Genomic DNA, 13,704 nt, shown 5'->3' with positions numbered 1-13,704 from the left:
GCTAGGCCGAAAGTCGAGAAAATGTCGAGCGATTAATGGGCAAACGACAATTAATCGCCGCAAACGTGGACAGCCATAGTGCAGTCGGACATGTACTGAGTAGGAGCAACCCTACGAAGCGGAGAACGTGATGGACCGAACAACCGAACTGCTCAACGCGAGCGCCCCCCGACGCCCCGTCTCCACACCCGCCGTGTCGGCGGCCCTGAGTAACGTCGTCGATTCATCGACGCGAACACCTCGATTCCGACGGCCCCTTGTCATCACCGGGCTTTCCGCGCTCTTCCTCGGAGCTGGCACCGCAGCGGCAGCCGCTGCCGGGCTTCTGTTCCCCGTCCTTCCGCCCTCCCTGCTCGACACCGGAGAGCCCTACGATTTCGAGTGGACGGCCACCATCACGGTCAGCGATGAGGACTATGCCTGCAGCGGTGGATTCATACTCATTGCTGTACCCGAACGGGCGAACTTCAATCAAGCAACTTTTAATGAGGCGAGAAGGTTCATCCAAACGCAGGACTGGTCAGCCATCGAACCAGACCCTGCCCTTGTCCTTTCACCCGGCGTCCTACTTGGCAATAACCACCAAGGAGCCGCGGAATACCTCTCGCGCACGATCAAGACACAAGTCATCTCCGCCACTCAAGCGGAGTTCGACCGCCGCGGAACCCCAGTGGGCGGGTTCGATCTGAGAGGGATCGACGAGTGCACGCTGTAGATATGCGTGCTCAGGATGCCATCCGATTGCACCAGACTGCACTCCTCGCCTATTTCACGTACCGCGTCGCAAACGTTGAGGACGCTGCAGACCTCTTTTCTGAGACAGCTCTTGTCGCGTGGCGCCGACGACGCACGATGCCGGAGCTCGATGACGAGGCCAAACGGTGGCTCTACGGTGTCGCCCGCAACACCCTCCTCAACCACCGCCGCGCAGTGCGCCGGCGCGGCAACCTTGTCGAGACCTTGCGCACTGAGCTGATGCGCGCTGACACGATCGCCGTCGCCGAAAGCGTGGATGACGCTCAAGGCGAGGTACGTGCGGCACTCGAAGCTTTGCCTGCCGCCCAATCAGAACTGTTGAAGCTCATCCATTGGGATGGCCTCACGATCGCGGATGCCGCTGCCGTGCTCGAACTCAACGCCTCGACGGCGCGCAGCCGCTACGCAGCAGCTAAAGCGGCCGTCGAAGCCGAGCTTTCCGCGAGCGTGCGGATCAGCTAACCCAGCTCGCGGAGCGCCGAAGTGCGGTCTCCGCCAGCATCGCCGGTGTTCACAGTGCCGCCGAGTTCGATGATGACGGCGGATACCTCGCACTCAGCCTTCGGGCAATGCTCAACGCCGCGAGGGATCACAAACAGTTCGTTGGGGCTGAGCACAATGTCGCGGTCCCGCAGTTGGATGGTGAGCTGCCCCTCCACCACCAAAAACAGCTCATCTGTTTCAGGGTGGGAATGCCACACGAACTCGCCCTGTAGCTTCACGATTTTCACATCGTGGTCATTGACGCGTGCAACACGGTGCGGCTGCCAATGCTCAGAGATGCTGGCGAGGGCGGCGGTGAGGCTGGATGCGGTGGCTGACATGCGCCCACCCTAGCGGGGCGATTGGCGAGCGAAAACGAGGCTCTCCTCGATGATCGATACGACGGCATCCACCTCGCTAGTGGTTCGCGGTCCGTAGATCAAGAACTCAGTGCCGAAGTCTTCGTACTGGTGGGGTTGACCCCAGCCCAACTTGGCGAGTTCCTGTCCCCTCTCAGCGGGAAGGCACAGGTGAAGGCTCGTATCGGAGACAGTGCGAAGGTCCGGTGAACTAGCTGACCCCCATAGTTCAGGTGTCGAGCGTTGGGAAACTCTGCCAACTTCTCCCGGAGCGCAGCCGCCGCGTTTACTCCCTATCCGACCGTTTTGTCTACCCCTCGCTCAACGAGTGAGCATGAACAGGTAGACCAGTTTGTCGACCACTAAAAGCCGTCTGCCTCTCGGCATCGCCGAGAAACGGAAGCGACTTCCCTGATGCGCTCACAGCAACCCCTGCTGCAGCCAACTTTGGCGGTCCAGTCGTGCTGATTCCTGGCAACGCGAGCAAGGTTGACGCGGCAACAGTAACGCTGTTGAAGTCTCTGGGAGTGACCTCGGTGAAGATCGCCGACGGCAGTGGCGCTGTCTCTAGCGCCATCCTGACCAACCTGAAGACGAACTTCTCGACCGTCAAGCGCAACAGTGGTTCTGACCGCTACGCGACCGCGGTTGCAATCAATGCGAACGAGTTCTCATCAGCGAGCACCGTCTATCTCGCTACAGGCTCCGGGTTTGCGGATGCTCTCGCCGGTGCCGCTCTCGCAGGATCACAAAAGGGAGTGTGGTCCGCACCAGTGCGGGTCACGCTCCCTTTGCTCGTGCAGAGCGCGGTTAACCGAGCTGCCGCCACCGCCCTGTCTGCTCGTCTCGCATCCACGAGGCGTCAGAACCCGGATGCGTCACAACATCGGTGAACCAGTAAGTTTCGTCGGGATTCCACCCGGCAATGACACTCGCGAAGCCGTCGTCGAGCGGGATAGCGACTCCGGCAGCAGAGAGATAGGCCGCGAGAGTAAGGTGCACCGCATCGAAATCGTCGGCGACTCGCGACCAGTCAGGCATCATCCATTTTCCGCTACGGCCTGTGGTGCGGTACCAGTCGTGGCGCCAGGTAGCGGTGATCTCGAGCGGATACCGCCGGCAAAGTTCGGCCCACGACTCTGCAGCAACAATTTCGAACACACGCGGAGTGCCTTCGTAGGACACCGCGTGAATATCCGCTGGTTCTTCGTCAGAGCGATCTTCGACCAGCCAGAGCCCGACCGGGCCTAGACCGGGCAGCGCCCGCGTTGTCGTGGTAAGCCCGAACGGTGGCCGCGACCACCAGCCACCCGAATCATCAGCGGTGGGATCTGCCGGGCGATCTCGAAAATTGACCGCCCACTGCTGCGGCGCCACGGGGTCACTCCACCACTCGGTCGTCGGCGACGTCACGATGTGCTCCGCGACGCGCATCAGCGAACGCTCGAGGCGGGCATCCGCTAAAAGTTCGTCTCTGCCATCGGGTTCTTGCCAATAGCGTGCGCTATCCACAGAAGCGGCGCAGGCTTCAAGAGCATCAGGGATACCGATCGACGTCAGAGGGATCCTGTCGAGGGCCTCGGCAATGTCCTCGACACTGGGCTCGGGAAGCGGATTGGGAAGGCCCCAGCCGAAGATAGCTCCCCCTTGCCCTCGCGCTTTCTCTCGATGATGGGCGGCATATACAAGAAGGTATCCGAGCGATGCCGCTGCCGGGATTGACTGATGAGGGTCGTGCTGAGCCACAGCAACGCAAAGACGACGGCCGCGCGGTCCAGACAGAAGCGTGCGAGCATCCAAAGGCATGACGTCAGCCTAAATCTCGAAGCCCGCAGAATGAAGCTTTACTCGGCAACGAAATTCGTGCTCTCGGCAGTGAGAGCGCCCGCGCGGCACGCGTTCCGTTGCGCGACTCACTCCGGTCGTGGCAGTACGCGCCTAGTGCGAATTCTCGGCCACATGAGAATGAGCGCTCCGACAAAAGCGGCACCCGCGACTTGAATTTTTAGATAGCTCGACCAGTCGTAGAGAACGTATTCCAAGGGAGGCAGGCGCAGTATTGCCAACGCGAAGAAGCCGATAGCGACCAGGAAGAGTGCACCGCCCGCTCGAACGAGGTCAGCCTTCGAACGTAAAGGTGACGCCGCAATCAAGCCGAATCCCGCGAAAATAGCGATGGCAAGAAGACTCGGACCAAGCCACGAAAATGTGGCTGACAACACCCCAATGACTATCACTGAAGCAACGCTGAACAATGCAACCAGGCGCGCGCTCTTGACTCGCCCACACAGGGCGAGCACGAACGCACTGACCAACATGACGCTGACAATCACCATCGGGTTAGAGAACGGGCCAAACGTGCCTACAAAGTCAAGGCCAGGCGACCATGTGATTACAGCCGCGTACCAGAGCGCGAATACTGTGGCCGCGATAAGGGCTGTGAGGTTGAAGCGGTTGAGTCGTTCCGGCGCGATCACTCGCTCATAGAGACCACCAACCACTAGCGCGCTTCGATCTGCGGTGCTCGGTGACGTTCGGCCCGCAGCATCGTCGGCATCGAGCAGCGTGGCGACAACGGCTTCGCCATTTCTGGCGCGCCACACTGCGGGATACCAGCGGATGAGTTTGCGGTAGCGGGAGGTTCTTTCGTCATTCATAAGAGTTCCTTGGGGATGGGACGGGCGTCGGTGCTTTACGTCGCGCTCTGGAGGCGCGCGGTGGCTGGCCTCGTGGCGCGGTGCTTGTCTAAGCGGGCGCGGGCTTGACGCGCATTGGCCTCAAGTCGATTCACTTCACTTTCGAGCCGCGCCGCACCTTCATCGGTGATCCGGAAGTACCGGCGCAACCGCCCATCGACAACTTCGTCTCCGTCGAGAATCACCCAGCCCTGGCTCCCCAGCCGATCGAGCGAGGCATACAGAGTCGCGACCTTCAGGTTGACTCTGCCCTCAGACAGGATGCGCGCCTCTTCGATCAGCGCGTAGCCGTGTCGGCGCCCACCCATCAGAACGGTCAACACCCAGAACGTCGGCTCTCGCATTTCAGTTGCCATTCCCAAAAGATACTCTTGTAACTGGAATATAGCAACGGCAGGTGCATCGGAATCTCCCTCGCGAGGTCCGCAAAGTCATCCTTACGGCGGACCCCGCCACGCGAGCGCGCTCGTACACTTAAGACATGATTGAAATTCAAGGACTAACCAAGAGGTATGGCGCCAAAACCGCCGTCGACAACATCACCGCGACCATCCGTCCCGGTCTCGTTACCGGCTTCCTCGGCCCGAACGGCGCCGGCAAGTCCACCACTATGCGCACCATCATCGGCCTCGATCGCCCCGATTCTGGCTCGGTTACCGTGAACGGCAAAAAGTACGCCCAACACCACAACCCCATGCACGAAGTGGGTGCGCTGCTCGACGCGAAAGCAATCCACACCGGGCGCACCGCCTACAACCACCTCCTCGCCATGGCCGCCACCCACGGCATCGGCAAAGCACGCGTGCACGAAGTCATTGCGATGACCGGCCTCGAATCTGTCGCCAAGAAGCGTGTCGGCGGCTTCTCGCTCGGCATGGGCCAACGCCTCGGGATCGCCGCAGCGCTCCTCGGTGATCCCCAAACCCTGATCCTCGATGAGCCAGTAAACGGCCTCGACCCCGAAGGCGTCATGTGGGTGCGCAAGCTCACGAGACAACTCGCCTCAGAGGGCCGCACAATCTTCCTCTCCTCTCACCTCATGAGCGAGATGTCTCTCACCGCAGACCACCTCATCGTGCTCGGGCGCGGCCGCATCATTGCGGATGCCCCCGTCGGCGATATTTTGGCACTAGCGACCGGCACCGCCGTGCGAGTGCGCACTCCGCAGGCCGCTGAACTCGCAAACCGGCTATCCGGAAGCGAAGCGACGATCACGAGCGTCGAAGGTGACCTTCTGACCATCGCCGGTCTGGCATCCGCTCAGATCGGTGAGGCAGCAGCACAGGCGGGCATCGTGCTTCACGAGCTCACTCCGCTCGCCGCCTCGCTTGAGGATGCCTACCTAGAACTCACGCAAGATGACGTTGAATACCACTCGGAGGTTTCCCGATGACCAACACCACCCTCGAGGCTTCCCCCGCTGCGGCAGGTCAACGCTCTACACACTTGAGCTTCCTGCGCGTCGTGCGCTCCGAATGGATCAAGCTGCGCACGCTTCGCTCGACCCGGTGGTCGTTTGCGATCATCGTGCTGCTCACGGTCGGATTTGGCCTCCTCATGACAGCCACCATCGACACCTCGGCAGGCCCTGCCCTTGACGTCGAAACGCAGAAATCATTCACGGTGATGGTGGCAACGCTTGGCGTGAACTTCACGCAGCTTGTCGCCGCCGTGCTTGGTGTGCTCATCATTAGCGGTGAATACACGACGGGCATGATCCGTTCGACGTTCGCGGCGGTGCCCAAAAGATTGCCGGCCCTCTTTGCGAAAGCGCTAGTGCTGGCGGTAGCCACTTTCGCGGTCGGTCTCCTCTCAATCGCCCTCACAGCACTGGTTACCGCGCCGATACTTGCGAGCAAGGGTGTTGAAGGGCAACTTCTGGATGGCGACGTGATGCGTGCTCTCGTGGGTGGCGCCGGTTACCTGACCCTCATTGCGCTTCTGGCTTTCGGTTTCGGTGCGATTCTACGTAACAGCGCTGGTGGCATTGCGACGGTGCTGGGGCTGCTCTTGGTGGTGCCCACCGTGCTCTCTATCCTCGCGAGCGTGGCGCAAGTGGCGTGGATATTCAACCTCTCGGCGCTACTGCCGTCATCCGCTGGCAGCCAAATGTATGCCATCGGTAGCGACTCCGCCGCAGGCGGTCCAGCCCTCGGAGGAATCGCCGACGAAGTACTCACCCTCGATCCCACCCGAGGCTTCCTAGTGCTACTCGCCTGGGTTGTCGTACTGCTCATCGCCGCATCCGCGCTCATTAAGCGTCGCGACGCCTAGACGTTTCGACGGAGCAGAAGCTCGCCCGTCTCCTTCAGCCACACCGTTACCGTAGCTGAAGGAGGCGGGCGTTTTCCTTGCATAATGAGGAGATGAACCCACGCACGCGTTCGACTCCCATCGACGTGCGCCCGTATCGGCCAGCGGATGCGGTGCCAACGCTGGCAGTGTTCCTTTCTGCGATTACCGTCACGGCATCCGCCGACTACTCGCCGGAGCAGATTGCGGCGTGGGCGCGCGCAAACGAGCGCGAGGTGCCGGCCTGGAATCAGTCCATGAGAGCCCGCAACAGTTTCGTCGCTGTGGTCGACGGTGAAATCGCGGGTTTCTCGGATGTTAGCTCCGACGGCGACATCGACATGATGTTCGTTTCTCCCCAGCACTTGCGCCAGGGCGTCGCGTCTGCGCTGCTGACGTTCATCGAGGTCGTCGCCCGCGAGCGAGCGTGCCCGTTGCTCTCCGCCAACGTGAGCGTCACGGCTCGGCCGTTCTTCGAGAAGCGGGGCTTCCAGGTGGAAGCCGAACAGCATCCCGTGATGAATGGTGTTCCGCTGATGAATTTTCGGATGACCAAATCGCTCAATAGCTCTTCGGCAGCGCGCCAGTGACAACGAAGGATGCTGCAGCACGCGCGTGAAACTGCGTCGCCACACCCCTTACCGTTGCCGCGACCCGTGGCTACGCTGAGGTTATGAACGAACACGAGCACGCGAAAGGCGAGGATGAAACGTCTGGCCCTGGAGGCTACGTCGGATTCATCGATTGGCTGAACGAAAAACTGTTTCCGATTCTGGGCGTACCTGACCTAGGGCCATACGAGGCAGTCGTTGAGAAGGTTGCGGATGCAGTGTGTCCCGTGTGCGGGCGGCCGATATCTGAGCACTTCATCGACCATTCCACACCGAACACAATTCTCAACTGCCCCATTGAGCACCAACCGCAGCCGGTGGATAACTCACCACTGAACGAACTCGGGATGGACATCCCTTCCACCGACAGCTAATCCGGTCGATGGTGCGCTAACACTGTCTTACAGTGGGGATTATGGCATCCGATATTCCCCCGCGGCCGGCGACAGCACAGCCCATCGTGACCCTCACGATCAACCCTGCCCTCGACATCAGCACGTCGACTCCGCGGGTGATCAAGGATCACAAGATGCGCTGCGGCCCCAGCCGGATCGACCCTGGCGGGGGCGGCGTCAATGTGGCGCGCACGATCCACAAACTCGGCGGCGGCGCGCTCGCCATTTACGCTGCGGGTGGACTCACCGGGGCCACCTACCGCCAGTTGCTTGAGGCGGAAGGCGTGCCCAGCCTCGCCGTGCCCATCGCCGGCACAACGCGGGAGAGTTTCACTGTTGACGAGAACGAGTCGAGTGAGCAGTTTCGTTTTGTGCTGCAGGGCCCCGAGCTTTCTGAAGCCGAGTGGCGAAGCTGTCTCGCAACCCTCGAAGGCGCAATCATTCCCGGGGGCTACGTCGTGGCTAGCGGCAGCCTGCCGCCCGGAGTGCCCACAGATTTCTACGCCCAAGTCGCGCGCCTGGCTCACCGCCGCGGTGCACGCTCGATCGTTGACACCTCTGGCGAAGCGCTCACGGATGCCCTCGCCGAGGGCGTTTATCTCGTGAAGCCAAGCCTGCGCGAACTGAGCGAACTTGTCGGAAGAGAGCTCACCAGCGAGCAGAGTGAAGTGGATGCTGCCGCCGAACTCGTCGCTCGCGGCTCCGCCCAGCTCGTTGCTCTCACTCTGGGCGAAGCAGGCGCTGTGCTTGCGTCGGCTGCTGGCGTCATCCGTTTGCCAGTTCCTCAGGTGCGGGTACAGAGTGCCGTTGGTGCGGGCGATGCGTTTCTTGGGGCGTTCGTGTGGCGACTGTCGCAGGGGCGCAATCCGGAGACTGCGTTTCGTTCTGCCGTTGCGGCAGGCAGCGCAACGGCAGCGAAGCCAGCAACCGAGATGTGTGCCCTCGCCGAGGTGGAGGCCCTCGAAATGCTCCTTCCCGAGGCCACGCGTTACTAGTTGTGAATAGCCCCGGTTGCCTCAGAACCCCGTGTGAGAGAATCAACCATGGCTGAATCGTGGCGTCGCACACCGACCGAAAGTCCCGTCACTTTTGAGATCGACACTGCGGCATCCGTTCCTCCGTTTGAGCAGATCAAAGCTCAAGCCATCGCTCAGATCACGAACGGTGAGCTTCTTGCTGGCACCAAGCTCGCAACCGTCCGTCAGCTTGCCACCGACCTCGGCATCGCGCCCAACACCGTGGCGCGGGCCTACCGCGAGCTCGAGGCCGACGGTTTTCTGCACTCGCGTGGCCGCAACGGCACCGTCGTAAAAGCCCAGCCTGGCGACGCCGCAGCGCTTCTCCAGCTCGATGCCCGAGCGTATGCCAACCGAGCAGCCGAACTCGGCATCAACGCCGACGAGGCACTGCGTTTCATCACCATCGCCCTCAAGGGCTAGTCAGCCAGAACTGCCGCAGCAGGCCGAATGAGCGTGGCAGCCCGAACTACCGCAGCACCCCAAGTTCGCGCGCCTTCGACACTGCAGCGGTACGCGACGACACATTCAGCTTCGAAAAAATGTGCACCAGGTGCGACTTCACCGTCGTTTGCGAGACAAAGATTTCTCCCGCGATCGCCGCGTTCGACATCCCGGCGGCAACGCGCTCAAGCACCTCGATCTCGCGCTTGCTCAGACTCACCTGCGGCGCCCGCATCCTGTCTAACAACCGCCCAGCAATCACAGGAGCCAGGGCACTCTCCCCCGCAGCCGCAGCACGAACCGCCGCAATCAGTTCATGGGGCGGGGCATCCTTCAGCAGGTACCCGCTGGCACCAGCTTCTACAGCACCCAGGATGTCGCCATCGGTGTCGTAGTTGGTGAGAACCAACACATACGGGGCCGCATCGAGCGCGCGGATGCGGCGCGTGACATCCGCGCCTGACTCCAGCTCCCCGAACTGCAAATCCATCAAAATCACGCTCGGGTTCGCCGCCTGAACGAGCGCAAAAGCCTCGTCGGGGGTTGCCGCCTCGCCCACAACAGTGAGGTCAGTTTCATGTTCGAGCAGGGCGCGTAACCCAGCACGAACGACCGGATGATCGTCGGCAATCGCCACCCGGATCACGCCGACTCCCCCGTCGATGGGCTCAGCATCAGATCAACCGTCACCGTGGTGCCAGCGCCGGGGCTCGACTCCACCGTCAACGTGCCGCCCAGTTGCTCAACCCGTTCGCGGGTTGCCGTCAGCCCGAAGGAATCCGTGACGCCGCGCGCCGACGCCGCCTTCACCCGTTCGGGATCAAAACCTCGCCCGTTGTCGGCAATCGTGAGCCGCACATCCGAATCATTGCGCTCGATGGAGATCGTGGCCTGCGTTGCCTCCGAGTGCTGCACGACATTCGCCATCGCCCCCTGAGCAATCCGCAACAGCGCGGTCTGCACGGGCATCGGCAGGTCAAGAGCATCCGCCACCCGCACCCGGATCTCACGCTCGGGGGTCTGCCACTGGGTTTCAGCCAGCCGACGCAAAGCCGCGCCCATCCCCTGCTCCACGAGGGCTGCCGGGGCAAGCTCGCGAATGAAGTTGCGGGTGTCGGCCAAGTTGGCGGCGGCCGTCTCGCGGGCAAGCCGCACGTGCTCAAGTCCCGCAGCATTCGGGTCAGCACGTTCAGCAGCGTGCAGCAGCATCTGGATGCTCGACAACCCCTGCGCGACGGTGTCATGAATCTCGCGCGCAAGTCTTGCTCGCTCCGCCAGCACCCCGGATTCACGCTCGGTCTGCGCCAACTGATCCCGCGTCTCGAGGAGTTGCTTCACCAACAGTTCGCGTTCCGCAGCCTCGGCCGCGAGTGATTTGTAGCCAAGACCGATCACGATCGCAACGCCCGCTCCGACGAGCGGCCCGACGACTCCGCCAACAGTCCATTCGCTGTGCAGGCCGAGCGCCGCGATGGCGAGCAACGTGGAACCCAACACCGCGAGGGTGCGCCAGCCGCGAGGCAACAAGTGCAGATAGAGAAAGAACAGGGGGAACACCAGGTAGGCGGCATCCAGACTCAACCACATCAGCACGAGCCACTCTGCCGACAACACCAGCGCCCACAGGTAGGCCGTCACCGACTGCGCGCTCGCCCCCGAACTCATCGCGTGTCTCGCCAGATAGCCGCCGAAACCATAGGTGATGAGCAGCAGCGCCGCGAGCGAAACCACCGCTACTGCGTTCGGGTTGCCGTCGACGAATGCCCGCACAACAACAAGCACAGTCAAAGCAACAAAGAGGATGTGCAAACTGGTGCGCAACCCCACAAAAACGGGGGTCAACGCAGTGTGGTTCATCATTCGACCCTACTGCCGTGCACGACTGCTTCTATCCATCGAAAGGATGATTGTGCCCTCCGCACTACGCGTCACGAAAGGTACTCTCCCGGCCGATGCCCTGCCGCGCCCACGAGAGGAGGCTAGTTACTGTCGCATTCGTCGACGCCGAAAGGACTCCCCATGTTTGTTGCCTGGCGCGATCTGCGCTTCGCCCGCGGACGATTCGTGCTCATTGGCACCGTCGTCGCCCTCATCACTTTGCTCGTGGGGTTCCTGAGCGGCCTCACCGGTGGGCTCGCTGCCCAGAACATTTCGGGGGTGTTGTCACTGCCCGCCGACCAACTCGTGTTCGCGACCCCGAGCAGCAAGGGTGCCGATGAGGCGAGCTTCTCTGACTCCGACGTCACCGAGAAGCAGGCAAACATCTGGGCTGCGGCGGACGGTGTCGAATCGGCCAACCCGATCGGCGTCTCCCAGACGAAGGCAGAATCGCCCGAGTCCAGCACGGCCATCGCTATCTTCGGCGTTGTCGCCGACTTCGACGAGACCGCCCCGAGCGGCGATGGCAAGGTCGGCCTCTCAGAGGATGCCGCCACCGGCCTCGACGTCACCACCGGTGACACCATCACCATCGCCGGCACCGACTACACGGTCGAAAAGGTCAGCGGTAACTGGTGGTACAACCACACCCCCGTCGTGCAGATGACTCTCGAAGACTGGCAAGGCTACTCCGCTACGACCGGCAACCCCGACGCGTATGCGACCGCCATTGCGGTCAACGGCGACGCTGACTGGGATGCCATCAACACCGAGGCCGACACCCTCAGCAACTCGGTGCTGTTGTCGCTCACCGCGGTCAGCTCGTTCCGCTCGGAAATCGGTTCGCTGCTACTCATGGTCGCGATGCTGTTCGGAATCTCTGCCCTCGTCATCGGTGCGTTCTTCACCGTGTGGACGATGCAGCGCAAGGCAGACATCGCCGTGCTGAAGGCGCTCGGAGCATCCACTCCGTCACTCGTTCGCGACGCGCTCGGCCAAGCCCTCATCGTGCTGCTGATCGGTGTCGGAATCGGCATCGGAGTGACCGCCATCCTCGGGGCCCTCATGGGCGACGCTTTGCCCTTCATCCTGAGCCCCCTCACCACCCTGTTGCCGGGCGTCATCATGATTGTGCTCGGCCTTGCCGGTGCTGCATTCGCGCTTCGCTCCGTCACTACCGCCGACCCCCTCACCGCCCTTGGGAGCACCCGATGATTCAGCTCAACAACGTCACGCTCACCTTCCCCGACGGCGACGGCCGCGTCACCGCGGTCGATCACGTCACCCTCAGCGCACGCCCCGGCACCGTCACCGGCATCACCGGGCCAAGCGGCTCTGGCAAGTCGAGCCTGCTCGCCGTTGCTGCCACCCTCATCCGCCCCGACTCCGGTCAGGTCATGATCGATGACGTGGATGCCGCCCAACTGTCGGCCACCGAGGCAACGGTGTTGCGTCGCGACGCCATCGGCATTGTCTTTCAGCAGGCCAACCTGCTGCCCTCACTGACTGCGCTCGAACAGCTCGCCGTGATGAACGAACTGGGTGCGCCGCACAGCCGCGGCCGCCGTGCCGCTGTGCGCACACACGCCGCCGAGCTGCTTGAATCGGTGGGTCTTGGTGACCAGATGCACAAGCGCCCCCACCAGTTGTCGGGCGGTCAGCGTCAGCGCATCAATATCGCACGCGCTCTCATGAACGACCCGAAGGTGCTACTCGTCGACGAACCCACGAGCGCACTCGACCAGGAGCGTGGTGCGAGCATCATCGACCTCATCCTGCGCCTTACTGACGAACGCAACACGTCAACGCTGCTCGTCACCCACGACCTCGTTCACTTGCCGCGGATGCACGCCGTCATGAACATGGTCGATGGTGCTCTCACCACAGTGCGCAGCGAAGAACTCGCAGCCACGCACTAGCAACCACCCGGCTCGTGTGAGCTAGTGCCCGATCTCGTCGGAGTCAGCGCCCGACCCCGGCACATCGATTGCCGCGATCGCTTCAAGGTCGCGGGCGTCGAGCTCGAAATCGAAGATCGCAATGTTGTCGGCCAGCCTCTCGGGGTTGGCCGACTTCGGGATCGCGACAAGCCCGTTTTGCAGGTGCCAGCGCAGCGCAATCTGCGCCGCTGAGCGCTCGTGCTTGGCCGCAATCTCCAGCAGAACCGGCTGGTCGAGAACACCCTTGATGGGGCTCCACGCTTCCGTGACGATTCCGCGGGAGTCGTGATAGGCCCGCTCCGTCAGGCGAGCGTTGGTCGGCGAGAGGTCGACCTGGTTCACGGCCGGAACGGTCGCGCCAGCATCCGCCAGCACCTCAAGGTGGGTCGGCTTGAAGTTGGAGACACCGATCGACCGCGCAAAACCGTCGGCTTGCAGCTTCTCGAAGGTACGCCAGGTCGAGAGAAATTCGCCGCGGTCGGGCAGAGGCCAGTGGATCAGCAGCAGGTCAACGTAGTCGAGGTCAAGGCGCTCAAGGCTGCCACGAAGACCCTCAATCGCAAGGTCGTCGCCCTGAAATTCGCCATCAAGTTTGGTGGTCACAAAGAGTTCGTCGCGGTCAATGCCACTGCGACGGATGCCCTCGCCCACGCCCGCTTCGTTGCCGTATCTCACGGCCGTATCGATGTGGCGGTACCCCAGCTCGATGGCGGTCGGAACCACGACAGCAACTTCAGCATCGCTGAGCGGCCACGTGCCGAGACCAAGCTGGGGGATGCTGTGGCCGTCGTTGAGAGGAATCGAGGGGATCATCCTCTTAGGCTAAACGACGCT

19 protein-coding genes and 1 pseudogene are annotated in these 13,704 nt (G+C 62.2%); 12 read left to right on the top strand and 8 right to left on the bottom strand.

Annotation, left to right across the window (positions count from 1 at the left end; translation table 11 throughout):
* Positions 1–130 precede the first annotated feature (130 nt).
* Both ACWFSR_RS00650 and ACWFSR_RS00645 read left to right on the top strand, forming a co-directional pair.
* The gene (locus ACWFSR_RS00650) at positions 131–715 is read left to right on the top strand and encodes a hypothetical protein (protein WP_447522814.1); all 585 of its coding nucleotides are present in this window, start codon (positions 131–133) and stop codon (positions 713–715) included.
* Entirely contained in the window at positions 703–1,218 is a 516-nt protein-coding gene (locus ACWFSR_RS00645; RefSeq protein ID WP_447522813.1) for an RNA polymerase sigma factor, read from the top strand. Before ACWFSR_RS00650 ends, ACWFSR_RS00645 begins: the two co-directional genes overlap by 13 nt.
* Here the strand turns inward: ACWFSR_RS00645 and ACWFSR_RS00640 are convergent.
* On the bottom strand, positions 1,215–1,580 hold the full coding sequence (locus ACWFSR_RS00640; protein WP_197106981.1) for a cupin domain-containing protein: 366 nt from the start codon (positions 1,578–1,580) through the stop codon (positions 1,215–1,217). The two genes, ACWFSR_RS00645 and ACWFSR_RS00640, sit on opposite strands and share 4 nt — an antisense overlap.
* Before the next feature lie 9 nt (positions 1,581–1,589).
* Complete coding sequence (locus ACWFSR_RS00635) at positions 1,590–1,895, bottom strand: luciferase domain-containing protein (protein ID WP_447523458.1); 306 nt, start codon at positions 1,893–1,895, stop codon at positions 1,590–1,592.
* A gap of 110 nt (positions 1,896–2,005) precedes the next feature.
* Here ACWFSR_RS00635 and ACWFSR_RS00630 point away from each other — a divergent pair.
* A pseudogene (locus ACWFSR_RS00630) lies at positions 2,006–2,164 on the top strand (cell wall-binding repeat-containing protein); the annotation flags it as partial.
* Positions 2,141–2,491: a cell wall-binding repeat-containing protein gene (locus ACWFSR_RS00625; protein WP_447523457.1), complete on the top strand. Its 351-nt coding sequence runs from the start codon at positions 2,141–2,143 to the stop codon at positions 2,489–2,491. The pseudogene ACWFSR_RS00630 and the gene ACWFSR_RS00625, both read left to right, overlap by 24 nt.
* On the opposite strand, the gene ACWFSR_RS00620 is transcribed toward ACWFSR_RS00625, so the two are convergent.
* The 3 genes from ACWFSR_RS00620 to ACWFSR_RS00610 all read right to left on the bottom strand — a co-directional run bounded on the left by ACWFSR_RS00620 (position 2,409) and on the right by ACWFSR_RS00610 (position 4,650).
* The gene (locus ACWFSR_RS00620) at positions 2,409–3,404 is read right to left on the bottom strand and encodes a hypothetical protein (protein ID WP_447522812.1); all 996 of its coding nucleotides are present in this window, start codon (positions 3,402–3,404) and stop codon (positions 2,409–2,411) included. The two genes, ACWFSR_RS00625 and ACWFSR_RS00620, sit on opposite strands and share 83 nt — an antisense overlap.
* A 107-nt stretch (positions 3,405–3,511) precedes the next feature.
* Complete coding sequence (locus ACWFSR_RS00615; protein WP_447522811.1) at positions 3,512–4,255, bottom strand: hypothetical protein; 744 nt, start codon at positions 4,253–4,255, stop codon at positions 3,512–3,514.
* 35 nt (positions 4,256–4,290) lie between these two features.
* Positions 4,291–4,650 (bottom strand): PadR family transcriptional regulator, encoded by a 360-nt coding sequence (locus ACWFSR_RS00610; protein ID WP_197106977.1) that lies wholly within the window; start codon positions 4,648–4,650, stop codon positions 4,291–4,293.
* 125 nt (positions 4,651–4,775) lie between these two features.
* On the opposite strand from ACWFSR_RS00610, the gene ACWFSR_RS00605 reads away from it, so the two are divergent.
* From ACWFSR_RS00605 to ACWFSR_RS00580, 6 genes are all read left to right on the top strand, one after another.
* Positions 4,776–5,687, top strand: coding sequence for an ABC transporter ATP-binding protein (locus ACWFSR_RS00605; protein WP_447522810.1), 912 nt, complete (start codon positions 4,776–4,778; stop codon positions 5,685–5,687).
* On the top strand, positions 5,684–6,568 hold the full coding sequence (locus ACWFSR_RS00600) for an ABC transporter permease (RefSeq protein ID WP_447522809.1): 885 nt from the start codon (positions 5,684–5,686) through the stop codon (positions 6,566–6,568). Before ACWFSR_RS00605 ends, ACWFSR_RS00600 begins: the two co-directional genes overlap by 4 nt.
* A gap of 92 nt (positions 6,569–6,660) precedes the next feature.
* A complete protein-coding gene (locus ACWFSR_RS00595) occupies positions 6,661–7,176 on the top strand; it encodes a GNAT family N-acetyltransferase (RefSeq protein WP_447522808.1) in 516 nt (171 codons plus the stop codon).
* Positions 7,177–7,259: 83 nt separating this feature from the next.
* Complete coding sequence (locus tag ACWFSR_RS00590; RefSeq protein ID WP_447522807.1) at positions 7,260–7,571, top strand: hypothetical protein; 312 nt, start codon at positions 7,260–7,262, stop codon at positions 7,569–7,571.
* Between the two features lie 41 nt (positions 7,572–7,612).
* Positions 7,613–8,587 carry a 1-phosphofructokinase family hexose kinase gene (locus ACWFSR_RS00585; RefSeq protein WP_447522806.1) on the top strand — a complete coding sequence of 325 codons (975 nt, stop codon included), beginning with the start codon at positions 7,613–7,615 and terminating at the stop codon, positions 8,585–8,587.
* Between the two features lie 48 nt (positions 8,588–8,635).
* Positions 8,636–9,031, top strand: a complete 396-nt coding sequence (locus ACWFSR_RS00580; RefSeq protein ID WP_447522805.1) for a GntR family transcriptional regulator — start codon at positions 8,636–8,638, stop codon at positions 9,029–9,031.
* Positions 9,032–9,077: 46 nt separating this feature from the next.
* Here the strand turns inward: ACWFSR_RS00580 and ACWFSR_RS00575 are convergent, their stop codons facing one another.
* Together ACWFSR_RS00575 and ACWFSR_RS00570 are read right to left on the bottom strand one after the other, a co-directional pair.
* Positions 9,078–9,698: a response regulator transcription factor gene (locus ACWFSR_RS00575; RefSeq protein ID WP_447522804.1), complete on the bottom strand. Its 621-nt coding sequence runs from the start codon at positions 9,696–9,698 to the stop codon at positions 9,078–9,080.
* Entirely contained in the window at positions 9,695–10,909 is a 1,215-nt protein-coding gene (locus ACWFSR_RS00570) for a sensor histidine kinase (RefSeq protein ID WP_447523456.1), read from the bottom strand. The genes ACWFSR_RS00575 and ACWFSR_RS00570 overlap by 4 nt, the downstream gene beginning before the upstream one ends.
* Before the next feature lie 162 nt (positions 10,910–11,071).
* Here ACWFSR_RS00570 and ACWFSR_RS00565 point away from each other — a divergent pair, with 162 nt between their 5' ends.
* Positions 11,072–12,145: an ABC transporter permease gene (locus ACWFSR_RS00565; protein WP_447522803.1), complete on the top strand. Its 1,074-nt coding sequence runs from the start codon at positions 11,072–11,074 to the stop codon at positions 12,143–12,145.
* Positions 12,142–12,849: an ABC transporter ATP-binding protein gene (locus ACWFSR_RS00560; protein WP_447522802.1), complete on the top strand. Its 708-nt coding sequence runs from the start codon at positions 12,142–12,144 to the stop codon at positions 12,847–12,849. The genes ACWFSR_RS00565 and ACWFSR_RS00560 overlap by 4 nt, the downstream gene beginning before the upstream one ends.
* A gap of 21 nt (positions 12,850–12,870) precedes the next feature.
* On the opposite strand, the gene ACWFSR_RS00555 is transcribed toward ACWFSR_RS00560, so the two are convergent.
* Complete coding sequence (locus ACWFSR_RS00555) at positions 12,871–13,683, bottom strand: aldo/keto reductase (protein WP_447522801.1); 813 nt, start codon at positions 13,681–13,683, stop codon at positions 12,871–12,873.
* Positions 13,684–13,704: the final 21 nt, after the last annotated feature.

It is taken from the genome of Salinibacterium sp. NYA9b (genome assembly GCF_976973725.1).
Note: the sequence above shows the minus strand (reverse complement) of the source record. Positions and strands in the feature narration are given on the sequence as shown.